This window comes from Aestuariivirga sp. (assembly GCF_047600585.1).
Lineage (GTDB): Bacteria > Pseudomonadota > Alphaproteobacteria > Rhizobiales > Aestuariivirgaceae > Aestuariivirga.
The window spans coordinates 3,554,094-3,579,926 of the sequence record NZ_JASGKP010000001.1 but is presented as its reverse complement, the minus strand read 5'-3'; the positions used below and the strand labels follow the sequence as shown (position 1 = coordinate 3,579,926).

The window sequence follows — 25,833 nt, the reverse complement described above, 5'->3', positions numbered from 1 at the left end:
GATAACATCTGCCGGAAATTCCGGCGCGAAGACCGGAGAGAAAACCGGGGAAGGAGTTCCATGGTGACGAAGGGCCGTCTCACGACACACGTGCTGGACACGCATCTGGGCCGTCCGGCCGCAGGCCTCATCATCGAGCTGTGGAACGTGGCGGGCGAGCCGCAGAAGCTCGTGACCACGGTCACCAATGCCGATGGCCGCGTCGACCAGCCCCTCCTCCAGGGCGAAAACCTGAAGACCGGCCTTTATGAACTCCGCTTCCGCGCCGGGGAATACCTGCACAGCACCGGGGCGGCGCTGCCGAGCCCGCCCTTCTTCGACGTGATCCCCATCCGCTTCGGCATCTCCAACGTGGACCAGCACTATCATGTGCCGCTCTTGCTCTCGGCCCACGGCTACGCCACCTACCGGGGGAGCTGAGAGCGATGGCACAGGGCGCAATCCGCTTCCTGAGGCGCGGTGTCGTGGTCGAACACCGGATCGCGAATCCGATGCAGACGGTGCTCGACTATCTCCGCCTCGACCTCCGCCACAAGGGCACCAAGGAAGGCTGCAACGAGGGCGATTGCGGCGCCTGCACCGTGGCGATCGGACGCCTGCGTGGCGGCAAGGTGCAGTACGAGCCCGCCAATGCCTGCATCATGCTGGTGGCGCATTTGCACGGCTGCGAGCTGGTGACGGTGGATGACCTCGCGGTTGACGGCAAGCTCCATCCCGTGCAGCAGGCCATGGTCGATCATCACGGCTCGCAATGCGGCTTCTGCACCCCGGGTTTCGTCATGTCGCTCTTCGCCCTCTATCACGAGGAGGGAAAGCCGAACCGCCAGCAGATCGTCGACCAGCTGGCCGGCAATCTCTGCCGCTGCACCGGCTACCGCCCGATCATCGCCGCTGCCTCCGACGCCTGCCGCGGCGACGCCAAGGACCTGTGGGCGAGTGCCGCTGCCGACATCGCCGCCGAACTGAAGACGCTCAACGACGGCAGCGATGTCTTCTGCGGCACGGGTGACAGCTTCGCTGCCGTTCCCGCCAAGGCCGAGACGCTGCTCGATCTCTGCGCCAAGCATCCCGACGCCACCATCGTCGCAGGCGCAACCGATGTGGGCCTCTGGATCACCAAGCAGATGCGGAGCCTGCCCAAGCTCATCTTCACCGGCAAGGTGGAGGCGCTGCATGCGATCACCGACCGGGTGGCGACGCTCTCGCTCGGCAGCGCCGTCACCTATGCAGAGGCAGAGCGCCAGCTGGCCGCCATCGCCCCCGACATGGGCGAGGTGCTGCGCCGCATCGGTTCGAAGCAGGTGCGGAGTTCGGGCACCATCGGCGGCAACATCGCCAACGGCTCGCCCATCGGCGACATGCCCCCCATGCTGATCGCGCTCGGCACCCGCATCATGCTGAAGAAGGGCGACGAACAGCGCGACCTCTTCCTCGAGGATTATTTCATCGACTACGGCAAGCAGGACCGGAAGCCGGGCGAACTGCTGTGGCGGATCGACATTCCGAAGCTCAAGAGCAACGAGCGCTTCTTCGCCCACAAGCTCTCGAAACGCTTCGACCAGGACATCTCCGCCGTGATGGCGGCCTTCAAGTTCGTGATCTCGGGCCGCACCATCGCATCTGCCACGCTGGCCTTCGGCGGCATGGCCGCGACACCGAAGCGGGCGAAGAAGACGGAAGCGGCGATCAAGGACCTCAAGCTCGATGCACCCGAGACCTGGGAGGCCGCCGTCGCGACCTTGGCGCAGGACTTCAAGCCGCTCACCGACATGAGGGCCTCTGCCGCCTACCGCCTCGAGACGGCGCAGGCATTGCTCCTCAAGGCGCTGCATGAACTCGTCGGCGAAAAGCCGGCCTCGCTCCGGGTGCTGGCGCCCGCCGGCAAGGAGGCCTGGACATGACCTCGCCCGATGCCGCCAAGACGGCGAAGAAGACCGCAAAGAAGACAGCCCCCGCTGAACCCACGGAAGCGGTGGTCGGCAAGGCCTTCGCCCATGACAGCGCGGCGCTGCATGTGTCGGGCCGTGCCATCTACATCGACGACATGGCGGAGCCGGAAGGCCTTCTCCATGTGGCGCCCGGCTTTCACAAGGATGCCGCCTGTGGCCGCATCCGCTCGGTCGATCTCTCCGCGGTCGAGGCTTATCCGGGCGTGGTCAGGGTTCTCACGGCGAAGGACATTCCCGGCCGCAATGATTGCAGTCCGTCCCTGGGTGGCGATCCCATCCTCGCCGATGGCGAGATCATCTTCCACGGCCAGGTGATCTTCGCCGTGGTGGCGGAAAGCCGCGAGGCTGCCCGCCGTGCGGCGCGGCTCGCAAGGATCGACATCGCGGCGGAGAAGCCGGTTGTCACGGCGGATGATGCCATCCGCGCCGGAACAGAAGACGTGCTGCCGGAATACACCTTCACCCGCAAGGATGCCGGCCAGGCGATTGCCGCTTCGAGCCACAGCCTGCTCGATTCCTTCCTCATCGGCGGACAGGAACATTTCTATCTCGAAGGCCAGGTCTCGATGGCGCTGCCCGAGGAAAACGGCGGCATGCTCGTGCATTGCTCGACCCAGCATCCGACCGAAGTGCAGCACTGCGTTGCCCACATGCTCCATGTGGACGACGCGCTCGTCACCTGCGAGTGCCGCCGCATGGGCGGCGGCTTCGGCGGCAAGGAAAGCCAGGCGGCACAATGGGCCTGCCTTGCGGCGCTTGCGGCGCATGTCACGGGCCGCCCCGCCAAGTGCCGCCTCGACCGTGACGACGACATGATCATGACCGGCAAGCGCCACGACTTCCGCGTCAGTTCGGAAGCGGGTTTCGACGATGACGGCCGCCTCACCGCCGTCAACGTGGAGTTCGACAGCCGTTGCGGCTGCTCCGCTGATCTCAGCATGGGCGTCAATGACCGCACCATGTTCCATGCCGACAACGCCTATTTCTATCCGGCACTGCGCATCCATTCCCGCCGCCTGCGCACCAACACGGTTTCGAACACCGCCTTCCGCGGCTTCGGCGGCCCGCAGGGCATGGTCTTCGCCGAACGGATGATGGAGACGATCGCGCTCCGTACGGGCCGCGATGCACTCGATGTGCGCAAGCGCAATTTCTACACCCGCCACCGGGATACCACACCCTATGGCCAGCAGGTGACGGACAACATCCTGCCCGAGATCGTGGGCGAGCTTGAACGTACCTCCGACTATCGCGCCAGGCGCGAACGCATCACCGCCTACAATGCGGCAAGCCGTGTTCTGAAGAAGGGCCTTTCGCTCACGCCCGTCAAGTTCGGCATCTCCTTCACCCTCACCCATCTCAACCAGGCGGCAGCCCTGGTGCTGGCCTATACAGACGGTTCGGTGCAGCTCAACCACGGTGGCACGGAAATGGGGCAGGGCCTCTACACCAAGGTGGCGCAGGTGGTGGCGGAGACCTTCGGCATCGGCCTCGACAAGGTCAGGATCTGCGCCACGTCGACGGGCAAGGTGCCGAACACCTCGCCCACCGCCGCCTCGTCGGGCACCGACTTGAACGGCATGGCGGCAAAGCGCGCGGCGGAAGAAATCCGCGACACCATCTCGAACCTGCTCGCCCGCGACTGGCGCATTCCCAAGGCCAAGCTCGTCTTCCGCGACGGGCAGGTGTCGGGCGGCACGAAGAGCATCACCTTCGCCGAAGCCTGCTCGCGCGCCCATCAAGCGCGGCTGCCGCTCTCGGCCACCGGCTACTACGCCACGCCCGAAATTCACTGGGACCGCGCCAAGGCCACGGGCCGCCCCTTCCTCTATTTCGCCTATGGCGCCTCGTGCAGCGAAGTCACCATCGACACCATGACGGGCGAGATGCGGGTCGACCGCGTCGACATTCTCCACGATGTCGGCAAGTCGCTGAACCCGGCGATCGACATGGGCCAGGTGGAAGGCGCCTTCGTGCAGGGCATGGGCTGGCTCACCACCGAAGAGCTTGTGTTCGACGACAAGGGCAGGCTCCGCACCCACGCGCCCTCCACCTACAAGATCCCCTGCGCCTCCGACCTGCCGGAAGAGTTCAACGTCGCCCTCTATGAATCCAAGGGCAACAAGGAAGACACGATCTACCGCTCCAAGGCGGTGGGCGAGCCGCCGCTGATGCTAGGCATCTCGGTGTGGACGGCGATCTTCAATGCGGTCGCAAGCCTGGGTGGCAACGCCATCCCGGCGCTCGATACACCGGCGACACCGGAAGCCATCCTCCACGCCATCAAGAGTGTGCGCGCATGAGCCTCGCCGCCCGCGCCCGTACGCTGCTTCGCCAGGGCATCCCGGCGGCGCTGGTGCGCGTCGGCACCGTCAAGGGCTCGGCGCCCCGCGAAGAAGGGGCGGCGATGCTGGTGACGGCAGACGGCATCGCAGGCTCGATCGGTGGCGGCACGCTGGAATGGAAGGCCATGGCCGAGGCGCAGCGCCTGCTGCGCGCGGGTGGTGCGCGGAGTGTCATGCGCTACGCATTGGGCCCCGACCTCGGGCAATGCTGCGGCGGCAACGTCGAGATCATCACCGAGGTTCTGACAAACGCGCTTCTCGCCGAGCTGGAGGCGGAGGGCCAGAGGGGCCGCAGACTCTATCTCTTTGGCGCAGGCCATGTGGGCCGGGCGCTGGTGCTGGTGCTGGCGCAGACAAATTTCGACATCGTCTGGTGCGATCCCCGTCCCAATGCATTCCCGGGCGCGGTGCCCGGCAACGTGACGCTGCGGGGCGACGATGATCCTCCTGCCATCCTCGCCGAAGCGCCGCCCGGATCGCTGGTGCTGATCATGAGTCATTCCCACGCGCTCGATCTTGCCGTCACGGATGCAAGCCTGCGCAACCCCAACATCGCCGAGACGGGCCTCATCGGCAGCGCCAGCAAGCGCGCCCGCTTCGAGCGCCGCCTGCGGGACACGGGCATTCCCGCGGACAGGATCAGCGCCCTCATCTGTCCCATCGGCATCGGCGGCATCCGCTCCAAGCGGCCCGAGGCCATCGCCATATCCACAGCCGCCCAGCTCATCGCACTGGACGAGCGCCTTGCATCGGGGGCAGCATCAGATCCCATGATCCACCAGCCGGGCCGCGCCGCATCATGACAGACGCCACCGCCACGCCGCTTCTCGAGGCCCGCAACATCGTCAAGACCTTCGGCACGCTGAAGGCCAATGACGACGTGAACCTGACCATCATGCCGGGCGAGATCCACGCCTTCCTCGGCGAGAACGGGGCGGGCAAGTCCACCCTCGTGAAGATGATCTACGGCGCGCTACAGCCCACCTCCGGGCAGTTCTTCTGGAAGGGCCGCCACGTCATCCCCACCAGCCCGTCGGTGGCCCGCCATCTCGGCATCGGGATGGTGTTCCAGCACTTCTCGCTCTTCGACAGTCTGAGTGTGGCCGAGAACATTGCGCTTGCCATGCCGGGGCCCCACGACATCGCCGCCCTCTCGGAGCGGATCAGCAAGGTCTCGGGCTCCTACGGCCTTCCCATCTCGCCCACGGCGATCGTCGGCGACCTCTCGGTGGGTGAACGCCAGCGCATCGAGATCATCCGCTGCCTGCTGCAGGAGCCGCAGCTTCTGATCATGGACGAGCCGACATCAGTGCTCACACCGCAGGAGGCGGACCAGCTTTTCGTGGTGCTGAAGCGCCTCGCCTCGGAAGGCTGCTCGGTGCTCTACATCAGCCACCGCCTCGAGGAGGTGAAGGCGCTGTGCGACACGGCCACCATCCTCCGCCACGGCAAGGTCGTGGCCCATGTCGATCCGCGGAAGGAAACGGCGGCAAGCCTCGCCCGCCTGATGGTGGGCGGAGACATCCACGCCATCAAGCCCCGCGCCAGTGCCGCGAAGGGAAAGGAGGTGAAGCCCCGCCTCGAACTGCGCAATCTCTCGCTTGCGGCAGACGGCGCTTTCGGCGTGGCGCTGCAGGATATCTCGCTTGCGGTTGCGGCAGGCGAAGTGGTGGCGATTGCCGGTGTCGCCGGAAACGGCCAGGGCGAATTCTTCGATGCCGTCTCGGGCGAGAGGCCCGTGGCATCCGGCATGGTGCTGCTCGACGGCCAGCCACTGGGGCAGGCCTCGATCACGGCGCGGCGCAAGGCGGGTGCCGCCTTCGTGCCGGAGGAACGCCTCGGCCATGGTGCCGTGCCGACGATGACGCTCTCCCTCAACATGATCCTCTCGCGCCATGCGGTCGACAAGGATCTCGGTCTCGTCGGGCGTGCTGAAGCCCGATGGCGCCAAGGCTGCCGCCGAACGCATCATCAAGAGCTTCGACGTGCGCAAGGGCAAGCCCGACCCGGAGGCCCGCGCGCTTTCGGGCGGCAACCTGCAGAAATACGTGGTGGGCCGCGAACTCGAACTGAAGCCGAAGCTGCTCGTCATCAACCAGCCCACCTGGGGCGTGGATGCAGGTGCCGCCGCGGCAATCCGCCAGGCGCTCATCGACCTCGCTCAATCGGGCTCCGCCGTGCTGGTGATCAGCCAGGACCTCGACGAGATCTTCGAGATCGCCGACCGCATCGCCGTCATATCGCGCGGACAACTCTCGCCGGCGCGTCCCGCCCAGGAGATGACGCGCGAGGAGATCGGCCTGCTCATGGCCGGCGCACACGAAACCAAGAGGGAAGGGACGCATCATGCGGCTTGAGAAACGTCCCGAACGTTCGGCTGGGATGGCGCTTGCATCGCCTTTCATCGCCCTTGCGCTTACGGTCATCACCGCCGCCATCATCTTCGCGCTGCGCGGCAACAATCCCTTCGTGGCACTCTATGTCTATTTCATCGAACCACTCACCGCCATGTGGTCGATCGAGCAGCTTCTGGTCAAGGCCTCGCCCCTGATCCTGATCGGTGCCGGGCTCTCGGTCTGCTACCGCGCCAATGTCTGGAACATCGGTGCGGAAGGCCAGCTCACGGCCGGCGCCATTCTTGCAGGCGCCATCCCCGTCTTCCTGCCGGGCTGGCAATCGCCGCTCACCCTCATCGTCATGGTGGCGCTCGGCGTCTTGGGCGGCATGCTCTGGGCGGCGATCCCCGCCTTTCTCAGGAACCGCTTCAACGCCAACGAGATCCTCACCTCGCTGATGCTGGTCTATGTGGTGCAGCTGCTGCTCGACTATCTGGTGCGCGGGCCGTGGCGCGATCCGCAGGGCTTCAACTTCCCGAAGTCGGTCACCTTCGACGGCTGGCAGCTTCTGCCCTACCTGACAAGCGGCATTCACCTGGGTGTGCTCATCGCCTTCATCGTGGCGCTGGTCCTGGGCTATGTCGTCTCGCGCACCCTCAAGGGCTACGAGATCACGGTGACGGGCCTCTCCACCCGGGCCGCCCGCTTCTCCGGCTTTTCGGAAAAGCGCACGGTGATGTTCTGCATGATGCTCTCGGGTGGGCTTGCGGGCCTTGCCGGCGTCTTCGAGATTTCCTCCGTGGTCGGACAATTGCAGCCGCAGATCTCGCCGGGCTACGGTTTCGCCGCCATCATCGTCGCCTTCCTCGGCCGCCTCAATCCGGTGGGCGTGATCTTTGCAGGCCTGCTCTTGGCACTCTCCTACATCGGCGGCGAGGCGGTGCAGACCGCACTTCAGATCCCCGACAAGATCACCCGCGTGATCCAGGGCATCCTGCTCTTCTACATTCTCGCCTGCGATACCCTCATCACCTACCGCATCGTGTCGTCGGCGTCGTCCGCCGCAAAGACGGCGAGGGCCTGAGCGATGGATCTTCTCCTCACCCTTCCCATCATCATCATGACGGCGGCCACGCCGCTCCTTCTCGCCGCCCTCGGCGAAATGGTGACGGAGCGTTCCGGCGTCCTCAACCTCGGCGTCGAGGGGATGATGGTCATGGGCGCCGTCGCCGGCTTTGGCGGGGCCTTTGCCACGGGCAACCCATGGGTGGGCGTCATCGCCTCCATCCTGGCCGGCATGGCCATGTCGCTGCTCTTCGGCTTCCTCACCCTGACGCTGCTGGCGAACCAGGTGGCGACGGGCCTCGCCCTCACCCTCCTTGGTCTCGGCCTCTCCGCCCTCATCGGCGAAAGCTTTGTTGGCCAGCCCGGCGTCAAGCTTCCGGCCATCGGCGGCATCGATCCGCTGGTGCCCTTCTCCATCCTCATGGTGGGGCTCGTCAGCTGGTTCCTTTTCCGAACCAAGATGGGTCTCGTCATCCGCGCCGTCGGCAACAGCCACGCTTCGGCCCATGCGCTGGGCTACAACGTCATCGCGGTCCGCTACCTCAGCGTCCTTTTCGGCGGCGCCATGAGCGGGCTCGCCGGGGGTTATCTCTCCCTCGTCTATACGCCCCAGTGGGTGGAGAACATGACCTCCGGCCGGGGCTGGATCGCCTTGGCGCTCGTCGTCTTCGCCTCCTGGCTGCCGCTCCGGATTCTGGCAGGAGCCTATCTTTTCGGCACGATTTCGATCCTCTCGTTCGTTTTGCAGGCACAAGGTCTGGGAATCCCCTCGCAATTCCTCTCCAGTCTGCCCTATCTTGGAACCATCCTGGCACTGGTGGTGATCTCGGGGAACAAGGCCCTGACACGGCGCAACACGCCGGCCTCCCTCGGGCAGCCCTTCGTGCCGGACCGCTGAGAAAAACATGACCAACCAAAACTTCTTCAGGGAGCTACACAGATGAAGAAACTACTGATGGCCGCGGCAGCCGCCGCCCTGATGCTGGGCGCAGCGTCCGCCTCCGCATCGGCCGAAGCCCTCAAGGCCTGCTGGGTCTACGTCGGCCCGATCGGTGACTACGGCTATTCCTACCAGCATCACCAGGGCCTTCTCGCCGTGCAGAAGGAATTCGGCGACAAGGTTGAAACCGCCTATGCCGAAAACGTCTCGGAAGCCGATTCCGAAAAGACCTTCGAGCGCTTCGCCCGCGAAGGCTGCAAGATCATCTTCGGCACCTCCTTCGGCTTCATGGAGCCGATGCTGAAGGTGGCCAAGAAGTTCCCCGACGTGAAGTTCGAACACGCCACCGGCTACAAGACCGCGCCGAACATGGGCACCTACAACGCCAAGTTCCACGAAGGCCGCTACGTCATCGGCCAGATCGCCGCCAAGATGTCGAAGACCGGCGTTGCCGGCTACATCGTCTCCTTCCCGATCCCGGAAGTGATCTCCGGCATCAACGCCTTCATGCTGGGCGCGCAGAGCGTGAACCCCAACTTCAAGGTGAAGATCGTCTGGGCCAACACCTGGTTCGATCCCGCCAAGGAAGCCGACGCCGCCAAGGTTCTCCTGAGCCAGGGCGCCGACATCACCGTGCAGCACACCGACTCGGCTGCCCCGCTGCAGGTCGCCCAGGAACAGGGCAAGCTCGGCTTCGGCCAGGCCTCCGACCAGTACAAGTTCGCCCCCAAGGCGCAGCTCACCGCCATCGTCGACAACTGGGCGCCGCACTACATCGAGGCCGTGAAGGCCGTGATGGACGGCACCTGGAAGCCGCAGCAGGTCTGGGAAGGCATGGAGAACGGCACCGTCTCCATGGCACCCTACACCAACATGCCGGATGACGTGGCCAAGATGGCCACCGAAACCGCAGCCGCCATCGCCTCGGGCAAGCTCAATCCCTTCACTGGCCCCATCACCAAGCAGGATGGCACGGTCGTGGGCGAAGCAGGCAAGCCGCTGGCCGATGGTGATATCCTCGGCATGAACTGGTACGTGAAGGGCGTGGACGACAAGCTCCCGCAGTAAGAGAACGTGAACGACACATGCCGGGTGGCGTCCTGTCACCCGGCATTTTCATGAGACGGAAAAGAGAACAGGCTTGATCGATCCATTTCTCGCGGACTGGCTGAACCTGCTCCTGCGCTGGGGCCACCTGATCGCCGGCATCGCCTGGATCGGCACGTCGTTCTATTTCATCGCCCTCGATTTCTCGCTGCAGAAACGTGACGGGCTCCCCGCCGGTGTGGGCGGCGAAGCCTGGGAAGTGCACGGTGGCGGCTTCTACCACGTGCAGAAATATCTCTCCGCCCCGCCCTCACTGCCGGATCATCTCACCTGGTTCAAGTGGGAGGCCTACCTCACCTGGGTCACGGGCTTCCTGCTCCTGATCGTGCAGTACTACCTCAATGCCGAGAGCTTCCTGATCGATCCCGGCGTGATGCCGCTCACCAGCCTGCAGGCGATCGGCATCTCGGTGGCGTCGCTCGTGGGCGGCTGGATCGTCTACGACCAGCTCTGCCGCCACCTCGCGCTCAAGCATCCGACACTGCTCATCCTCTGCGTCATTCTGCTTGTCGGCATCGCAGCCTATGGCTTCACCCATGTCTTCTCGGGGCGCGGCGCCTTCATCCATGTGGGCGCCTTCATCGGCACAACCATGGCGGCCAATGTCTTCATGGTGATCATTCCCAACCAGCGGAAGATCGTGGCGGCGCTCATGCGCGGCGAGAAGCCCGACCCGCGCTATGGCGCCATGGGCAAGCAGAGGAGCCTGCACAACACCTATCTCACGCTGCCCGTGCTGCTGATGATGGTGTCGAACCACTACGCCTTCCTCACCGGCCATCCGCAGAGCTGGATCCTGATCCTGCTCATCGTGGTGGGCGGCGCCTCGCTCCGCCACTTCCTGGTGCGCACCGAGGTGGGCGACGAGCAGCGCGAGATCGCCTGGCTCCTGCCGGTGATCGGTGCGGTGCTTTCGGTGGCGCTGCTGATGACGACACCGGCGGCAAGGCCCGCCTTCACCGGCGAGGTGTCGGACGCGGAGGCCCTCGGCATTGCGCAAACGCGCTGCGTCGCCTGTCATGCCGCGAAGCCCGCCGACACCACCTTCAGCGAACCGCCCAAGGGCGTGATCCTCGACAGCCTCGACAACCTCCGCCGTCACAAGGCAATGATCCTCATCCAGGCCGTCAACAACAACGCCATGCCGCTCGGCAACAAGACAGGCATGCTGGCGGAAGAGCGCGCCAAGCTCGGCGCCTGGCTGGCGAAGCAGCCATGATGACGCTGGCCACCGTGAACGCGATGACGCCTGCGGACTTCGTGGCTGCCTTCGGCGACGTGGCCGAACACTCGCCCTGGGTGGCGGAACAGGCAGCCCTGTCACGGCCCTACCCGTCGCGCGAGGCGATGGTGGCGGCCTTCGAGACGGCGTTGCGCGGAGCGGACCAGCCGGCACAGCTCGCCCTCATTCGCGCCCATCCTGATCTGGCCACGCGGGCGAAGCTGACGGATGATTCCACCCGCGAGCAGAAGGGCGCGGGCCTCGATACGCTGAGCGATGCCGAGTTCAGCCGCTTCACCGCCCTCAACACCCGCTACAAGGAGCGCTTCGGCTTTCCCTTCATCTTCGCGGTGAAGGGTGCGACCAAGCACCAGATCCTGGCGAGTTTCGAGGCGCGGGTCGAAAACAGCAAGGACGATGAATTCGCCATGGCGCTGACACAGGTGTTGCGCATCTTCCGCTTCCGTATCGAAGACAGGGTGTCGGCATGAAGAAGGTGATCCGCGGCGAGGTCGTGTCCTTCGGCGAGGACCTGCGCGTGGCGTTGCATTTCGAAAAGGGCGCCGTGGCCGTGGACGAGCGCGGCCGCATCGGCTGGGTGGGCGAGGCCGCGAAGCTTCCCGAAGGCTGGCGCAGTGCACCGGTCGAGGATCACGGCAGCAAGCTGGTGCTGCCGGGCTTCATCGACGCGCACATCCATTTCCCGCAGTACCGGATGCTGGCCGCGCCCGGAAAAGACCTGCTCGATTGGCTCCGCCGCTTCACCTTCCCCGAAGAGGCGCGCTATGCCGATGCGGGCTATGCGGCGGCGGCGGCTGAGGCGTTTCTTTCGCGCCTCTTTTCCCACGGCACCACGGCGGCGCTGGCTTTCTGCTCCGTGCACAAGGCCTGCGCCGAAGCGCTCTTCACTGCGGCAACCTCCGCCAACATGGCCCTCGTCACCGGCAAGACCATGATGGACCGCAACGCCATTCCCGCCGTGCAGGACACGCCCGAAACCGGCGCGCGTGAAAGCGAAGAGCTCTATCACGTCTGGCACGGCAAGGGCCGCAACCGCTATGCCGTCACACCGCGCTTCGCCATCACCTCGAGCGAGGCGCAGCTGAAGCTGAGCGGCGAACTTCTGGCGAGCCTGCCCGGCGCGTTGATGCAGACGCACATCTCGGAAAGCGCGGGCGAGATCGCCTTCGTGAAGGAGCTCTTCCCCACATCGAAGGACTACACCGATGTCTATGACCGCTTCGGCCTGCTGGGGCCGCGCAGCATCTTCGCCCATGGCATTCACCTGAACGAGCGCGAGGCGAAGCGCTTCTCGGAGTCGGGCTCGAGCGTCATCCATTGCCCGACATCGAACACCTTCCTGGGTTCGGGCCTCATGTCCATGCCCTACCTGCGAGACAGGGCGCGGCCCGTGTCACTCGGCATTGCAACGGACGTGGGCGGCGGCACCAGCTACTCCATGCTGCAGACCATGGGCGAGACCTACAAGGTGCAGATGCTGAACGGCTACAAGCCGCAGGCCGCCGAACTCTTCGCCATGGCGACGATCGGCAATGCCCACCGCCTGCACATCGCCACTGACACGGGTTCGCTTGACAGTGGAAAGTTCGCCGACGTGGTCGTGCTCGATCCCGAGGCCACACCGGTTCTCAAGGCGCGGCACGCCCTCTCCCAGAGTCTCGAAGACGTGCTCTTTGCGTTGATGATCCTGGGCGATGACCGCGCCGTTGCCGCCACCTATGTGGCGGGTGCCTGCCGCCACGGGAGGACCGGGTAGTGCCGAAGTTCTCTGCCAATCTCTCGACGATGTTCCAGGAACATTCCTTCCTCGACCGCTTCGCCGCAGCGAAGACGGCGGGCTTCGATGCTGTCGAATTCCAGTTCCCCTATGCCTTCCCCGTGGCCGATGTCGTATCGCGGGTCGAGGCGCTGGGGCTCGAGGTCATTCTCTTCAACCTGCCGCCCGGCGACTTCGCCAAAGGTGAGCGCGGCATCGCCTGCCTGCCCGGGCGCGAGGCGGAATTCCGGGACGGGATTGACCTTGCCCTCAGCTATGCCCTGCCGCTTCGCTGCAAGACGCTGAACTGCCTCGCGGGGCTTCTGCCTGAGACGGTGGCGCGGGATGAGGCGCGCCGCACGCTCCTTGCCAATCTCGCGACGGCCGCGGAGCGCCTCAGCGCGAACGGCATCCAGCTGGTGATCGAACCCATCAACGCTTACGACATGCCGCGCTTCTTCGTGAACCGCAGCAGCGAGGCGCTCGCCCTCATGGATGAACTCAGGCCCCATGACGTGAAGCTGCAATATGATGTCTATCACATGCAGCGCATGGAAGGAGAGCTGATGAACACGCTCACCCGCCTTCTGCCGCGCATCGGCCATATCCAGATTGCCGACAACCCGGGCCGCCACGAGCCGGGCACGGGCGAGATCAACTTCCCCGCCATTTTCCGCCATCTCGATGCCATCGGCTACACGGGATTTGTGGGCTGCGAATACACGCCGAAGGCCGGAACGGTTGACGGCCTCGTTTGGCGCGAACAGATGGGCCTTGCATGACCGATCCGAAGACCTTCCTCCGCGCGCTCTTCGATTCTGCCGTCGATGCCGCCCTGCCGGAAAAATCCGTGCCGCGCTTTCTCCCCGAAAAGCCGAAGGGCCGCACCATCGTCATCGGCACGGGCAAGGCCTCCGCCGCCATGGCGAAGGTGTTCGAGGAGCAGTGGCAGGGTCCGCTCGAAGGGCTGATCGTCACCCGCTACGGCCACGCCGTGCCGACGAAGCACATCCGCATCGTCGAGGCCGCGCATCCCGTTCCGGATGCAGCCGGCGAAAAGGGTGCAGCGGAAATGCTGCAGCTGGTGCAGGGCCTGACGAAGGATGATCTCGTGGTGGCGCTGATGTCGGGCGGCGGCTCGGCCCTTCTCAGCCTTGCCGCCGAAGGTGTCTCCGCCGAGGACAAGCGCGCCGTCAACCGCGCGCTGCTGAAGTCGGGCGCACCCATCCAGGAGATGAACTGCGTGCGCAAGCATCTCTCGCGCATCAAGGGCGGGCGGCTGGCAGCAGCGGCATTTCCGGCGCGGGTCGAAACGCTGGTGATCTCGGATGTGCCGGGCGACGATGTCTCGGCAGTGGCCTCCGGGCCGACGGTGCCCGATCCCACCACCTATGCCGAGGCGCGGAACATTCTCGCCAAGTACAATGTCACGGTGCCGGACTCGGTGCGCCGCCATCTGGAAGCGGCACCCGACGAAACCCCGAAGCCGGGTGACCCGCGCCTTGCCCATGCGCGCACGCAACTCATCGCCTCGCCGCAGACTTCGCTTGAGGCCGCGGCCGCCGTGGCGCGGAAGCACGGCATCACGCCACTCATTCTTGGTGATGCACTCGAAGGCGAGGCGCGCGACGTGGGCTTCGTCATGGCAGGGATCGCGCGCCAGGTGCAGCGCTTCGGCCAACCGGTGCAGCGCCCGTGTGTGCTGATCTCGGGCGGCGAGACCACGGTGACGGTGCGGGGAAGTGGCGTCGGCGGGCGCAACGTGGAATTCCTGCTGGCGCTGGCGATCAAGCTTGCGGGTGCCGAGGGTATCCATGCCCTTGCCGCCGATACCGACGGTGTGGATGGTGCCGTCGATGTAGCGGGTGCCATGATCACGCCCGACACGCTGGCGCGGGCCCGGGCGCACGGCATCGATCCCTGGGAGTCGCTCGCCAACAATGACGCGCACACGTTCTTCAAGGCGCTCGGCAATCAGGTGGTGACAGGTCCCACCCTCACCAACGTCAACGACTTCCGCGCCGTGCTGGTGGTGTGAAGGGGAACCTTCACCGATGTCCCAATAATCGTCATTCCATAAAATCTCTCCATGCCCGGCCTTGAGCCGGGCATCCAGTTCAGCGTGACGTGACCACTGGATGGCCGGGTCAAGCCCGGCCATGGAGAAAAATCTGAGCCCTACCGGCTCTTGATCTCGCCCGCCTCGTGCGCCCGCATGGTGCTGGAGAAGGCTGCTTCGAGATGGTCCGCCATGGCGCGGCGGGCCCGCTCGGCGTCATGACTATTCAGTGCACGGATGATGTTGCGGTGCTGCTCCAGCGTCGCCTCGCCCTGGCCCTGGCGCGGCAGCATCACATGGCGGCAGCGGTCGAGCTGCGCCTTCGAGATGTCGATCGCCCGCCACAGCCGGTCGAGGTTGCTGATGTCGGCGATGTAGCGGTGGAACCTGTCGTCGGTGGCAATGGCCTCGGCGAAGCGCCGCCGCTCGATGGCGCGGGCATGCTGCAGCAGGAGATCATTGAGCGCATCGGCATGGGCCTCGGTCATGCGCTGGGCTGCCTGTGCCGCACTCTCCATTTCAAGGGCGCGGCGGATGAGGAAGGCCTGTTCCACCTCGGCCCGGTCGATGTGGGTCGCGCGCGTGCCCGACTGTGCCACAACATCCACCAGGTGCTCGTCGCTCAGCTTCTTGACCGCTTCCCGCACGGGTGTGCGCGAGACGTTCAGGCTGGCGGCGATGGACTTCTCGTCCAGCACGTCACCGGGGGCGATTTTTCCGGTCAGGATCAACTGGCGCACGAGATCGTAGATCTGCTCGCGCAGTGGGCGAGAGCGGTCGAGGCGGCTGGCATCAAGCTCGTGGGCCATGCTGGCATACTAATATAACAGTTCTGGACAGCAACGGGAAAAACTGCGAAGTTCACCGCCAACACAAGAAAAAACACGGACTGATCCAGGGAGGGGAATATGGCAGCCAACAATTTTCCCAAGCTGCACAATGCGATGTGGCCGGGGCTCGTGGGCAAGGGCCCGGATTCGGAGCCCGGCATCGAGCTCGACACGCTGCTCGATCTCACCGCCAAGGCCGAGGTGAACGGCGTCAAGTTCGACGGCGTCGACATCTTCCATGTGGGCCCGCACACCAACATCGATTGCGACGATGACGAGATCAAGCGCCTCGCCGACAAGGTGGCGAAGCGCAACCTCGCGATCGGCTCGATCGTGGCGCCGGTCTGGCCGCCGGTGGGCGGCGGTTCCGCCATGGGCTCGACCGCCGACCGCAAGAAGTTCGTCGAGAACGTGCGCAAGTCCTGCAATCTCGGCAAGCGCCTGCGCGAACTGGGTGTGCGCCATTACGGCGTGATCCGTATCGACTCAGCCAGCAGCCCCGGCGACTGGGCCAAGGACCCCGCCGGCAACACCAAGAAGATCGCCAAGACCTTCCGCGAGGCCTGCTCCGTCGCCTCTGACTATGGCGAGCGTCTCGCCGCCGAAGGCGAGATCTGCTGGGGCGGCATGCATTCCTGGAAGGACATGATCAATACGCTGGAGGAGACCAACCGCCCCCAGACCATCGGCTTCCAGGCCGACATGGCCCACACGCTTCTCTATACGATGGGCTACAACGCTCCGAAGTCGCGGCTCCTTCCCGCCAAGTTCGACTGGAAGAGCAAGACCACCCTCGATGAAGCGCTGAAGAAGATGACCGACGCGCTCCGCCCCTGGACCATCGACTTCCACGTCGCCCAGAACGACGGCACGGTGAAGGGTCTCGGCTATCACGACAAGACCGGCCGCCACTGCATGGTCACCGACAAGAACGGCAAGCTCGATATCGTCAAGCACGCAGGCTACTGGCTGCGCGACCGCGACGGCGAACTGATGAAGGCCTTCCGCCACATCTGCTGGGACGGCTGCATGTTCCCCAACGAGGTGATGCTGAAGCAGCAGACCTGGAACGACATTCTCGCCACCATGGTCAAGGTGCGCGACAAGCACGGATGGGTGGCGTGATGGCCAAGAAGAAACTCAATGTCGGCATGGTGGGCTACGGCTTCATGGGCCGCGCCCATTCCAACGCCTTCTCGCAGGTCGGCCACTTCTTCGACCTGCCCTACCAGCCTGTGCTCAAGGCGGCCTGCGCCCGCAACGCCGACAACCTGAAGAAATTCGCCGACCAGTGGGGCTATGAGTCGACCGAGAACGACTGGCGGAAGCTGATCGAGCGCAAGGACATCGACCTGATCGACATCGCCGCCTCGAACGACATGCATCTCGAGATCGCCACCGCTGCGGCCGCGGCGGGCAAGATGGTGATGTGCGAGAAGCCGCTCGGCCGCAACGCCGCCGAATCCCGCAAGATGGTGGATGCGGTCGAGAAGGCGAAGGTGCCGAACATGGTCTGGTACAATTACCGCCGTGTGCCCGCCGTCACCCTCGCCAAGCAGATCATCGACGAGGGCCGCCTCGGCAAGATCTTCCACTACCGCGCCAAGTTCCTGCAGGACTGGACCATCTCCGCCGACCTGCCGCAGGGCGGCCAGGGTCTATGGCGCCTTGACGTGAACGTGGCGGGCTCCGGTGTCACGGGCGACCTCCTCGCCCACTGCATCGACACCGCCATGTGGTTGAACGGCGGCATCGACAAGGTCATCGGCATGACCGAGACCTTCATCAAGGAGCGCCAGCACAACCTCACCGGCAAGAAAGAGCCCGTCGGCATCGACGATGCCAGCCTCTTCCTCGCCCGCTTCGACAACGGCTCCCTCGCCAACTTCGAGGCCACACGCTACGCGCGCGGCCACAAGGCGCTCTACACCCTTGAAATCAATGGTGAGAAGGCCTCCATCTTCTGGGACCTGCACGACCTCCACCGCCTGCAGTATTTCGATCACCGTGACGAAGGCCGCACCCGCGGCTGGCGATCGATCCACATCACCGACGGCGATCACCCCTACATGTCAAAGTGGTGGGTGCCCGGCCTGCAGATCGGCTACGAGCATTCCTTCACCCACCAGGTGGCGGATTTCCTCGAGGCACTCGACAAGGGCCAGTCGGCCGCGCCCACCTTCCGCGATGCACTCGCAACCGATCTTGTGACAGATGCCGTGCTCAAATCTGCAGCATCCGGCCGCTGGGAGAGTGCGAAGGGGTAATGTATGAATAAACATGCACTTGCAAGATGGCCTGTCTGCGCTAGTCTCCCCGCGCCAACGAGGATGGACCATGCCGTCAAGCAGTAATGCCGCCCTTTCTCTGACCGGTGTCAGCAAGCACTACGGCAAGGTGCGTGCGCTCGAAGACCTGTCCTTCGAAGTGCAGGAAGGCAAGTTCTTCGTGCTCTTCGGACCAAGCTCGGTGGGCAAGACCACGACGCTGCGGATGATCGCGGGCCTCGTGCGGCCCGACAAGGGCAGCGTCCACATCTTCGGCCGCGACAAGACCGATGCGGAGATCGCCGGCCGCGGCGTCTCGATGGTGTTCCAGTCCTTCGCGCTCTATCCCCATCTCACCGTCTACCAGAACTTCGCCTATCCCCTGATCGAGGAGAAGGTGGCGAAGGAGGAGATCGACAAGCGCGTGCGCGAAACCGCGGCGATGCTGAAGCTCGACAAGAAGATCGACCGCAAGCCCAACACCCTCTCGGGCGGCGAGCAGCAGCGCGTGGCGCTGGGCCGTTCGCTCATCCGCCGGCCGAAGATCCTGCTCCTCGACGAGCCGCTCACCAACCTCGACGCCAAGCTCCGCCACGACATGCGCGCGGAACTGAAGCGCCTGCACCGCCAGTTCGGCCTCACCATCGTCTATGCCACGCCCGATGAACTCGAAGCCCTCTCCATGGGCGAGGAGATCGCCGTGATGCGCGATGGCGGCGTCGTCCAGACCGGCACGCCCGACGAACTCTACGAGGCGCCGCGCGACATGTATGTGGCGGGCAAGATCGGCTCGCCCCACATGAACATGATCAAGGGCCGCACCGCCAAGGACAAGACCGCGGTGGAATCGAGCTTCGGCCCGGTGTCGCTCGCCCGCAAGATCGCCGCCGATGCGGGCGAGGAAGCCGTGCTCGGCATCCGCCCCAGCGACATCCGCTTTGCGGCCAAGGGCGAAAAGGGACTCGACGTCAACATCACCATGCTCGAACCCCTGGGCGACGTCACCGTCGTCTCGGTGGAGGCGGGCCACGAAACGCTGCGCATGCTGCTGCCGGAGTCGATCGCCACGGGGCTCGCCCCCGGGCAGAATGCGTCCATCTATCTCGACCCAAAAAAATTCCATGTCTTCCGCGCTTCCAGCGGCCAGGCCATCGCCTGACGCGGGACGCCAGAAGGAAAAAAACGGTAACGCAAGGGAGGAAACCTAGATGACCGTGATGACGAAGATGAAAGCCTTCGCGACGGCGGCCGGATTTGCCGCCACGCTGATGGTGGGAGGGGCCTCCATGGCCACTGCCGACGAAGTGACGCTGACAATGGCGGTGCCGGACTGGCCTCCGACCCGCATCATGAAGAAGTTCTTCGACGAGCAGTACAAGCCGAAGTCCGGCAACACAGTGAAGCTCGACGTGGACTTCATTCCGTGGCCCGACTTCTATACCCGTGTCAACGCCTCGCTGACCTCGGGTGAACAGAAGTACAACTTCATCGTGTCGGACTCGCAGTGGCTGGGCGCCTTCGTGGAAGGCGGCTACTTCCGCAAGATCAACGACCTTCTGGAAGCCGATCCGGACTTCATGGCGACCTTCAAGTCGATCCATCCGAATCCGCTGAATGCCTATTCGACCTATCCCCACAAGTCGCAGAACTACTACGGCTTCCCGCAGTTCCCCGACGTGCTGGTGAACTACGGCCGCAAGGACATCCTCTGCAACGAGGAAGAGCAGAAGAACTTCCAGGCGAAGTACAACAAGAAGCTGCCCTGCACGGGTGAAGAGCTCGACGCGATGACGTGGGATGACTTCCGCAACGTCGGCGAATTCTTCATGCGCAAGAAGGGCGACATGCTGGCCGGCAAGCCTGCCGAGGACGATTTCTACGGAATCGCCTTCCAGGCCGGCAAGGGCTACGACTTCTCGTCCATGCAGATCAACGGCTTCATCTGGCAGATGGGCGGCGACATCTGGGACGAAACCAAGGCTCCCAAGGGCCAGGCTGAAGGCGTGGTGAACTCTCCGACCGCCGTCAAGGCGCTGGAGAAGTACCTCGACATGATCCAGTTCATGCCGCCGGTGGCCAAGACCGGCACCATGGACATCTTCAAGTCCGACGAACTGTTCCGCGAAGGCAAGGTCGCGATGAACATCGACTGGATCGGCCTCGGCGAAGCCTCGCTCGACCCGAAGACCTCCAAGGTCTCCGACAAGCTGGTCTTCGGCCAGATGCCGGGCACCATGGGTCCGGATGGCAAGATGATCCGCTGGTCGAACATCGGTGGCCAGCCCTTCGTGCTGACGACCTGGACGACCGACGCGCAGATCAAGGAAGCCGTCGAATTCGTGAAGTGGTGGCTCTCGCCCGAGATCCAGCACCAGTTCGCTGCCGGTGGCGGCCAGTCGGCCATCAAGTCGGTGTATGAAGATCCGAAGTACGTGACCTACCGTCCGTGGAATCGTGCCTGGGCTCCCCAGCTCGACTGGCAGAAGGACGTCTGGCACGTGCCGCAGTTCTTCGAACTCCTGACCCAGCAGCAGGACCAGTTCGACCTCGCCATCACCGGCAAGCAGGATGCAAAGACGACCTTGGACAACATCGCCAAGTTCCAGCAGAACCTGCTCAAGGAAGCCGGCCTGATCGAGTGATCTGACGAACCAACATGATGCGCGGAGCGCACAAGGCTCCGCGCATCTTTTATCCAACACCTCACTGAACGGCAGCTTCGCGGACCCATGACGGACACGACGGTACGAACTCTTCCTGCGCCTGCGTCTCTCTTCAGGCCTTCCGCCGACAACTGGAAGCTGGCGATCCTCGCCGGCGTTGTCGTGACGGTGCTTGCGACGCTCACGCTCCCCGCCAAGGCCGCCTTCTGGGTTGTGGGTGCGGCTGCCGCAATGATCGCCGCCGCCTTCGTGGTGAATGCCTACCGCCGCCGCTACTACGGCGGCCTCCTGGTGGCGCCCGCCATCGCCGTTCTCTTCGTGATGAACATCTTTCCGCTGCTCTGGTCGCTCGGTCTCTCCTTCTTCGCCTACCAGTCGAACCAGCAGACGATCCGTTTCGTGGGCCTGCAGAACTACGTGAAGGTGCTCACCAACGAGCTTGCCGCCGCCGACAACTGGCATGCCCTCATCAACACCGCCATGTTCGTGGTCTTCACCGTGTCGGCCCAGATGGTGGTGGGCTTCCTGCTCGCCATGCTCTTCGCCAAGCAGTTTCCGCTCCGGCGCTACCTGCTCATCCTCGTGCTCACGCCCATGATGCTCTCGGTCGTGGCCTCGGGCGTGTTCTTCACCTATTATTATGACCCGACCTTCGGCATCCTCTCCTACGTGATGAACAACCTCACCGGCCAGCAGTTCATCCTCATGGACAACAAGGTGGGTGCAGTGGCTGGCATCGTCTTTGCCGACGCCTGGATGTGGTCGCCCTTCGTCATGCTGCTGGTGCTCGCCGGCCTCGTTTCGGTGCCCAAGTATCTCTACGAGGCCGCGGCCATCGACCGCGTCTCGTCGTGGCGGCAGTTCTGGACCATCACCTTCCCCTATATCCGCGGCCTCCTCATGCTGGCGCTGCTCTTCCGCACCATCGAGGCCTTCAAGCTCGCCGACCTCGTGATCCTTCTCACCAAGGGCGGCAACGACACCATGACGATCTCCTATCACCTCATCCGCATTGCCAACGAGCAGAACAAGACGAGCGAAGGTGCAGCCATCTCCTACGTCATGCTCTTCATGGTGATCGTGCTCACCAACCTCTACCTCTATCTGGCCAACCGCCGCAGCCAGGGAACCTGATGATGTCGAATTTCACGACCTTCCTTCAGAACATCGGACTTGCCCGCAAGGGCGGCATCGAGAATGCCGGCTGGGGCCGCACCCTCGTGGTGGCCATCGTCTCGTTCATCTACTTCCTGCCGGTGCTGATGATCATCTTCACCGCCTTCAAGCCGCAGGATGCCGCCCTCTCCGTGCCGCCGACGCTCTCGCCCACCTCGCTCTTCGGCCTGATCCCCGACCAGTTCGTCTTCACGCCCACGCTTGAAAACTTCGGCTCGGTGTTCTCGCGCGTGATGACGGCAGGCGGCCAGCCGGAAGCCACCGGCTTCGACCGCTTCTTCTTCAACTCGATCGTGATCTCCTCGGTCTCGGTGCTGCTGGCGCTCGTGATCGGCACGCTCGCCTCCTACGGCTTCTCGCGCTATCCCCTGAAGGGCAACGACACCTACCTCTTCATCATCCTCACCACCCGCATGCTGCCGGCCATCGTCGTCATCATCCCGGTGATCTTGATGTTCCGTGTCGTCGGCCTCTCGGGCTCCTACCTCGGCATCATCCTGCTCTACACCGCCTTCAACCTCGCCTTCACCATCTGGATGATGAAGAGCTTCTTCGACGAGCTTTCGACCGACGTGGAAGACGCCGCGCGCATCGACGGATCATCGGAAACCAAGGTCTTCTTCAAGATCTGCCTGCCGCAGGTGGTGGCCGGCCTTGCCGCTACCTTTGTCTTCGGCCTCATCCTCACCTGGAACGAGTTCCTCTTCGCGCTCCTCCTCACCGGTGTCGACACCCGCACCGTGCCGGTCGCCATGAACCAGGCCGTCTCTTCGGGCGGCCGCGGCACCGACTGGACGCTGCTCGCCTCCATCGAAACCCTCTTCCTCATTCCCGTCTTCCTCGTGACCTTCTTCCTGCAGGGCCACCTGCTGCGTGGCGTCACGTTCGGCACAGTGAAGCGCTAAGACATGTCCACGATTGAAATCCGAAACGTCTCCAAGAAGTTCGGCGAGTTCCAGGCCGTCAAGGACGCCGACCTTTCGGTCAAGGCGGGCGAAGTGGTCTGTCTCCTCGGCCCCTCGGGCTGCGGCAAGACCACCACGCTCCGCATGATCGCCGGCCTCGAAAGCGCCACCTCGGGCGACGTGCTGATCGCCGGCCAGCGCATGAACGAGCTTCCGCCGGAAAAGCGCGACATCGCCATGGTGTTCCAGTTCTACGCGCTCTATCCCGCCCTCACGGTGGGCGAGAACATCGCCATGCCGCTTCACTATGAAGGCATTTCGCCCACCGAAAAGAAGGCCCGCGTCGGCATGGTGGCGGACATCCTCCACCTCACCGGCGTGCTCGACCGTCTTCCCGGCCACATCTCGGAAGGCGAGAAGCAGCGCGTCGCCGTGGCCCGCGCCATCGTGCGCGATCCCAACTGCTTCCTCTTCGACGAGCCGCTCTCGCGCCTCGATGTGGAACTCCGCCACTCCATGCGCGGCCAGATCAAGGGCGTGCTCTCCAATCTCTCCAAGGCAACGGTGATCGTCACCCACGACCAGCTCGAGGCCCTCACCATGGCCGACCGCATCGCCATCATGCGCGACGGAGTGATCGAGCAGGTGGGCACGCCGCATGAGGTCTTCGCCAAGCCGGCCAATGTCTTCGTGGCAAGCTTCATCGGCACGCCGCAGATGAACCTGGTGGAGGCCGACCTCCGCGCCGTGAAGGACGGCAAGGCTGAACTCACCTTCGATGACGCGCCGCTCGCCATCTCGGTCAATCCGGCGGTGTCCTCGCTCAAGCCCTCGAAGGTGACGATCGGCATCCGCCCGCGCGCCTTCACCCCGGTCAGCAAGGCGGGCAAGACCACCATCACGGCCATGGCCGAACTGATCGAGCCCATGGGTGCCGAAACCCTGATTCACGCCCGCACCAAGACGGGCAGCGACATCCGCGTGGTGGTGCCGCGAGAGAAGAAGGTGAAAATGGGCGAAGTCCTGCATCTCGAACCCGATGCGGCCCAGACCCATGTCTTTGCCGACGGCGGAAAGGCGGTGCGGGCATGAGCATGAACAGCGACAACAGCGGCATGAGCGGCCAGTCGGCACTCCGCCTCGAATTCTTCATCATCGGGCTCGGCATCCTCGCCCTGCTGATGATCTTCCAGCCCTTCTCGATCACACTCTTCACCCTCGGCTGCATCGTCGTTGTGGTGGCGGGGCTGGTCAACAACCTCCTGCCCCTGGCGCAGCCCGGCGTGCAGCCCCGTTCGGTCATCACGGTGGCCATGGTCGTCGCCATGATCTTCTGCATCGTGCTGCTGGTGGCGATCTTCTCGGCGTCTCTCTACGGCATCTTCTTCCTGAAGCCGCCCGATCCGAACACCACCGCGGGCAAGGTGCAGCTCGCCGCCACCCCCTGGTACATGCACAGCTTCACCTGGACCATCGCGGTGATCGCGGCGGTGCTGGCGGGCCTCATCACGGTGCGGTCCGGCAAGAAGGCCTGAGCGATGGCGGCCGCGTCACGTCATGACGTCTCGGTCATCGGGCTCTACATCCTCGACATCCTCGGCCGCCCGGTGACGCGCATCCCCGAGCGGGGTGGCGTGGACTTCATCGAGGAAATCAGGCTCACCGTCGCGGGCACCGCAGGCGGCACCGTCATCGACACAGCCAAGCTCGGCCTCAGGAGCCTTGCCGTGGGTGCCGTGGGCGACGATGAAAAGGCCGATTGGGTGCTGATGACCATGCAGAAGCACGGCATCGACACCTCGATGATGCAGCGGATCACGGGCGTGCCCACCTCCGCCACCATCCTCAACATCCGCCCCAATGGCGAGCGCCCGGCGCTCCATGTGCGCGGCGCCTCCGATCACTTCGATGTCACGCGCGAGATGTATGACCGCGTCTTCGATGCGCCGATCATCCATCTGGGTGGCACGGGGCTGCTGAAGAAGCTCGATGGTGCGGCAAGCCTCCGCCTCCTCAAGGAAGCGAAGGCGCGCGGCCGTACCGTCACCTTCGATCTCATTGCCGCCAATGCCGAGACGGCGAAGATGGTGCTGCCCCTTCTCCCTTACATCGACTACTTCATGCCCTCGATCGAGGAGGCGAAGGAAATGTCCGGCCTCGCCACGGCCGAGGACTGCGCCCGCTACTATCTCGACCACGGTGCGAAGGCCTGCGTCTTCACCCTGGGCGGCGATGGCGCCTTCTATGCCGACAGCAGCGGCACGCGTCTCAGCCAGAAAGCCTTCGACATCGATGTCATCGACACCACGGGCTGCGGCGATGCCTTCGATGCCGGCATGATCGCCGCGCTTCATCACGGGATGGACACAGAGACGGCGCTCCGCTTCGCCCAGGCCACGGCCGGCCTCGTCGCCACCGGACTGGGTTCGGACGCTGGAATCAGGTCATTCGAACACACGCGCAACGCCATGAAGAGCTGGAAGGTGAAATCATGAGATTCAAGAACCGCCGCGCCATCGTCACGGGTGGCCTGTCAGGCATCGGCGAAGCCGTCGCCAAGCGCATCACGGCAGAAGGTGGCGCCGTCGCCGTGTGGGACATCAACGGCGGCATCAAGGTCGACATCTCCGACTATGCCTCGGTGGAGGCGGCCCTTGCCGAAACGGTGAAACAGATCGGCGGCGTCGATATCCTGGTGAACAGTGCGGGCATCACCGGCCCTACCGTGCCGGTCGACGGCTTCCCGCTCGATGGCTGGCTCAAGACCATGGCGGTCAATCTCAACGGCACCTTCTTCACCAACCGCGCCGTGCTGCCGCACATGATCCAACAGAACTACGGCCGCATCGTCAACATCGCCTCGATCGCCGGCAAGGAGGGCAATCCCAATGCGTCGGCCTACTCCGCCTCGAAGGCGGGGGTGATCGGCTTCACCAAGTCGCTCGCCAAGGAAACGGCAAAGTACAACATCACCGTGAACAGCGTGACGCCCGCCGCGGTGCGGACACCGATCTTCGAGCAGATGCCGCAGACCCACATCGACTTCATGCTCTCGAAAATCCCCAAGGGCCGCTTCGGCACGGTGGACGAAAACGCGAGCCTGATCTGCTGGCTCGCCTCGGAGGAGTGCTCCTTCTCGACCGGCGCCGTCTTCGACATCTCGGGCGGCCGCGCCACGTACTAGCGCAACGA

The 25,833-nt window shown here is 64.4% G+C and carries 23 protein-coding genes and 1 pseudogene; 23 read left to right on the top strand and 1 reads right to left on the bottom strand.

The window, feature by feature from the left end:
• Positions 1-60 precede the first annotated feature (60 nt).
• From uraH to QM801_RS17500, 13 genes and pseudogenes are all read left to right on the top strand, one after another.
• Positions 61-420, top strand: a complete 360-nt coding sequence (gene uraH, locus QM801_RS17560) for a hydroxyisourate hydrolase (RefSeq protein ID WP_415020499.1) — start codon at positions 61-63, stop codon at positions 418-420.
• A gap of 5 nt (positions 421-425) precedes the next feature.
• Positions 426-1,901, top strand: a complete 1,476-nt coding sequence (xdhA, locus tag QM801_RS17555) for a xanthine dehydrogenase small subunit (protein ID WP_415020498.1) — start codon at positions 426-428, stop codon at positions 1,899-1,901.
• Positions 1,898-4,252, top strand: a complete 2,355-nt coding sequence (gene xdhB, locus QM801_RS17550; RefSeq protein ID WP_415020497.1) for a xanthine dehydrogenase molybdopterin binding subunit — start codon at positions 1,898-1,900, stop codon at positions 4,250-4,252. The genes xdhA and xdhB overlap by 4 nt, the downstream gene beginning before the upstream one ends.
• Positions 4,249-5,097, top strand: a complete 849-nt coding sequence (gene xdhC / locus QM801_RS17545; protein WP_415020496.1) for a xanthine dehydrogenase accessory protein XdhC — start codon at positions 4,249-4,251, stop codon at positions 5,095-5,097. The genes xdhB and xdhC overlap by 4 nt, the downstream gene beginning before the upstream one ends.
• A pseudogene (locus QM801_RS17540) lies at positions 5,094-6,651 on the top strand (ABC transporter ATP-binding protein). Before xdhC ends, QM801_RS17540 begins: the two are co-directional and overlap by 4 nt.
• Entirely contained in the window at positions 6,641-7,714 is a 1,074-nt protein-coding gene (locus QM801_RS17535; protein WP_415020495.1) for an ABC transporter permease, read from the top strand. Before QM801_RS17540 ends, QM801_RS17535 begins: the two are co-directional and overlap by 11 nt.
• 3 nt (positions 7,715-7,717) lie before the next feature.
• Positions 7,718-8,593: an ABC transporter permease gene (locus tag QM801_RS17530; protein ID WP_415020494.1), complete on the top strand. Its 876-nt coding sequence runs from the start codon at positions 7,718-7,720 to the stop codon at positions 8,591-8,593.
• 42 nt (positions 8,594-8,635) lie between these two features.
• A complete protein-coding gene (locus QM801_RS17525) occupies positions 8,636-9,703 on the top strand; it encodes a BMP family ABC transporter substrate-binding protein (RefSeq protein WP_415020493.1) in 1,068 nt (355 codons plus the stop codon).
• 73 nt (positions 9,704-9,776) lie between these two features.
• The gene (locus tag QM801_RS17520) at positions 9,777-10,961 is read left to right on the top strand and encodes a urate hydroxylase PuuD (RefSeq protein ID WP_415020492.1); all 1,185 of its coding nucleotides are present in this window, start codon (positions 9,777-9,779) and stop codon (positions 10,959-10,961) included.
• Positions 10,958-11,455, top strand: a complete 498-nt coding sequence (uraD, locus tag QM801_RS17515) for a 2-oxo-4-hydroxy-4-carboxy-5-ureidoimidazoline decarboxylase (protein WP_415020491.1) — start codon at positions 10,958-10,960, stop codon at positions 11,453-11,455. Before QM801_RS17520 ends, uraD begins: the two co-directional genes overlap by 4 nt.
• Positions 11,452-12,741 (top strand): guanine deaminase, encoded by a 1,290-nt coding sequence (gene guaD / locus QM801_RS17510; protein ID WP_415020490.1) that lies wholly within the window; start codon positions 11,452-11,454, stop codon positions 12,739-12,741. The genes uraD and guaD overlap by 4 nt, the downstream gene beginning before the upstream one ends.
• Positions 12,741-13,523: a hydroxypyruvate isomerase gene (hyi, locus tag QM801_RS17505; RefSeq protein WP_415020489.1), complete on the top strand. Its 783-nt coding sequence runs from the start codon at positions 12,741-12,743 to the stop codon at positions 13,521-13,523. Before guaD ends, hyi begins: the two co-directional genes overlap by 1 nt.
• Positions 13,520-14,779: a glycerate kinase type-2 family protein gene (locus tag QM801_RS17500; RefSeq protein ID WP_415020488.1), complete on the top strand. Its 1,260-nt coding sequence runs from the start codon at positions 13,520-13,522 to the stop codon at positions 14,777-14,779. The genes hyi and QM801_RS17500 overlap by 4 nt, the downstream gene beginning before the upstream one ends.
• 140 nt (positions 14,780-14,919) lie before the next feature.
• On the opposite strand, the gene QM801_RS17495 is transcribed toward QM801_RS17500, so the two are convergent.
• Positions 14,920-15,609, bottom strand: coding sequence for a GntR family transcriptional regulator (locus tag QM801_RS17495; protein WP_415020487.1), 690 nt, complete (start codon positions 15,607-15,609; stop codon positions 14,920-14,922).
• Between the two features lie 99 nt (positions 15,610-15,708).
• Here QM801_RS17495 and QM801_RS17490 point away from each other — a divergent pair, with 99 nt between their 5' ends.
• The 10 genes from QM801_RS17490 to QM801_RS17445 all read left to right on the top strand — a co-directional run bounded on the left by QM801_RS17490 (position 15,709) and on the right by QM801_RS17445 (position 25,825).
• A complete protein-coding gene (locus QM801_RS17490; protein ID WP_415020486.1) occupies positions 15,709-16,755 on the top strand; it encodes a sugar phosphate isomerase/epimerase family protein in 1,047 nt (348 codons plus the stop codon).
• Positions 16,755-17,897: a Gfo/Idh/MocA family protein gene (locus QM801_RS17485; protein ID WP_415020485.1), complete on the top strand. Its 1,143-nt coding sequence runs from the start codon at positions 16,755-16,757 to the stop codon at positions 17,895-17,897. The genes QM801_RS17490 and QM801_RS17485 overlap by 1 nt, the downstream gene beginning before the upstream one ends.
• 70 nt (positions 17,898-17,967) lie before the next feature.
• Entirely contained in the window at positions 17,968-19,056 is a 1,089-nt protein-coding gene (locus tag QM801_RS17480) for an ABC transporter ATP-binding protein (RefSeq protein ID WP_415020484.1), read from the top strand.
• A gap of 49 nt (positions 19,057-19,105) precedes the next feature.
• Positions 19,106-20,539, top strand: a complete 1,434-nt coding sequence (locus QM801_RS17475) for an extracellular solute-binding protein (protein WP_415020483.1) — start codon at positions 19,106-19,108, stop codon at positions 20,537-20,539.
• An 87-nt stretch (positions 20,540-20,626) separates the two neighbouring features.
• A complete protein-coding gene (locus tag QM801_RS17470) occupies positions 20,627-21,694 on the top strand; it encodes a carbohydrate ABC transporter permease (RefSeq protein ID WP_415020482.1) in 1,068 nt (355 codons plus the stop codon).
• The gene (locus tag QM801_RS17465) at positions 21,694-22,641 is read left to right on the top strand and encodes a carbohydrate ABC transporter permease (RefSeq protein ID WP_415020481.1); all 948 of its coding nucleotides are present in this window, start codon (positions 21,694-21,696) and stop codon (positions 22,639-22,641) included. The genes QM801_RS17470 and QM801_RS17465 overlap by 1 nt, the downstream gene beginning before the upstream one ends.
• Positions 22,642-22,644: 3 nt before the next feature.
• Positions 22,645-23,733, top strand: coding sequence for an ABC transporter ATP-binding protein (locus QM801_RS17460; protein ID WP_415020480.1), 1,089 nt, complete (start codon positions 22,645-22,647; stop codon positions 23,731-23,733).
• On the top strand, positions 23,730-24,176 hold the full coding sequence (locus tag QM801_RS17455) for a hypothetical protein (protein ID WP_415020479.1): 447 nt from the start codon (positions 23,730-23,732) through the stop codon (positions 24,174-24,176). The genes QM801_RS17460 and QM801_RS17455 overlap by 4 nt, the downstream gene beginning before the upstream one ends.
• A 3-nt stretch (positions 24,177-24,179) precedes the next feature.
• On the top strand, positions 24,180-25,136 hold the full coding sequence (locus tag QM801_RS17450; RefSeq protein ID WP_415020478.1) for a carbohydrate kinase family protein: 957 nt from the start codon (positions 24,180-24,182) through the stop codon (positions 25,134-25,136).
• The gene (locus QM801_RS17445) at positions 25,133-25,825 is read left to right on the top strand and encodes an SDR family NAD(P)-dependent oxidoreductase (RefSeq protein WP_415020477.1); all 693 of its coding nucleotides are present in this window, start codon (positions 25,133-25,135) and stop codon (positions 25,823-25,825) included. The genes QM801_RS17450 and QM801_RS17445 overlap by 4 nt, the downstream gene beginning before the upstream one ends.
• Positions 25,826-25,833: the final 8 nt, after the last annotated feature.

Bases quoted from the DNA above. Each gene is read 5' to 3' on its own strand.
- uraH (WP_415020499.1), top strand. From the start codon at position 61: ATGGTGACGAAGGGCCGTCTCACGACACACGTGCTGGACACGCATCTG.
- xdhA (WP_415020498.1), top strand. From the start codon at position 426: ATGGCACAGGGCGCAATCCGCTTCCTGAGGCGCGGTGTCGTGGTCGAA.
- xdhB (WP_415020497.1), top strand. From the start codon at position 1,898: ATGACCTCGCCCGATGCCGCCAAGACGGCGAAGAAGACCGCAAAGAAG.
- xdhC (WP_415020496.1), top strand. From the start codon at position 4,249: ATGAGCCTCGCCGCCCGCGCCCGTACGCTGCTTCGCCAGGGCATCCCG.
- QM801_RS17535 (WP_415020495.1), top strand. From the start codon at position 6,641: ATGCGGCTTGAGAAACGTCCCGAACGTTCGGCTGGGATGGCGCTTGCA.
- QM801_RS17530 (WP_415020494.1), top strand. From the start codon at position 7,718: ATGGATCTTCTCCTCACCCTTCCCATCATCATCATGACGGCGGCCACG.
- QM801_RS17525 (WP_415020493.1), top strand. From the start codon at position 8,636: ATGAAGAAACTACTGATGGCCGCGGCAGCCGCCGCCCTGATGCTGGGC.
- uraD (WP_415020491.1), top strand. From the start codon at position 10,958: ATGATGACGCTGGCCACCGTGAACGCGATGACGCCTGCGGACTTCGTG.
- guaD (WP_415020490.1), top strand. From the start codon at position 11,452: ATGAAGAAGGTGATCCGCGGCGAGGTCGTGTCCTTCGGCGAGGACCTG.
- QM801_RS17500 (WP_415020488.1), top strand. From the start codon at position 13,520: ATGACCGATCCGAAGACCTTCCTCCGCGCGCTCTTCGATTCTGCCGTC.
- QM801_RS17495 (WP_415020487.1), bottom strand. From the start codon at position 15,609: ATGGCCCACGAGCTTGATGCCAGCCGCCTCGACCGCTCTCGCCCACTG.
- QM801_RS17490 (WP_415020486.1), top strand. From the start codon at position 15,709: ATGGCAGCCAACAATTTTCCCAAGCTGCACAATGCGATGTGGCCGGGG.
- QM801_RS17485 (WP_415020485.1), top strand. From the start codon at position 16,755: ATGGCCAAGAAGAAACTCAATGTCGGCATGGTGGGCTACGGCTTCATG.
- QM801_RS17480 (WP_415020484.1), top strand. From the start codon at position 17,968: ATGCCGTCAAGCAGTAATGCCGCCCTTTCTCTGACCGGTGTCAGCAAG.
- QM801_RS17475 (WP_415020483.1), top strand. From the start codon at position 19,106: ATGACCGTGATGACGAAGATGAAAGCCTTCGCGACGGCGGCCGGATTT.
- QM801_RS17470 (WP_415020482.1), top strand. From the start codon at position 20,627: ATGACGGACACGACGGTACGAACTCTTCCTGCGCCTGCGTCTCTCTTC.
- QM801_RS17465 (WP_415020481.1), top strand. From the start codon at position 21,694: ATGATGTCGAATTTCACGACCTTCCTTCAGAACATCGGACTTGCCCGC.
- QM801_RS17460 (WP_415020480.1), top strand. From the start codon at position 22,645: ATGTCCACGATTGAAATCCGAAACGTCTCCAAGAAGTTCGGCGAGTTC.
- QM801_RS17455 (WP_415020479.1), top strand. From the start codon at position 23,730: ATGAGCATGAACAGCGACAACAGCGGCATGAGCGGCCAGTCGGCACTC.
- QM801_RS17450 (WP_415020478.1), top strand. From the start codon at position 24,180: ATGGCGGCCGCGTCACGTCATGACGTCTCGGTCATCGGGCTCTACATC.
- QM801_RS17445 (WP_415020477.1), top strand. From the start codon at position 25,133: ATGAGATTCAAGAACCGCCGCGCCATCGTCACGGGTGGCCTGTCAGGC.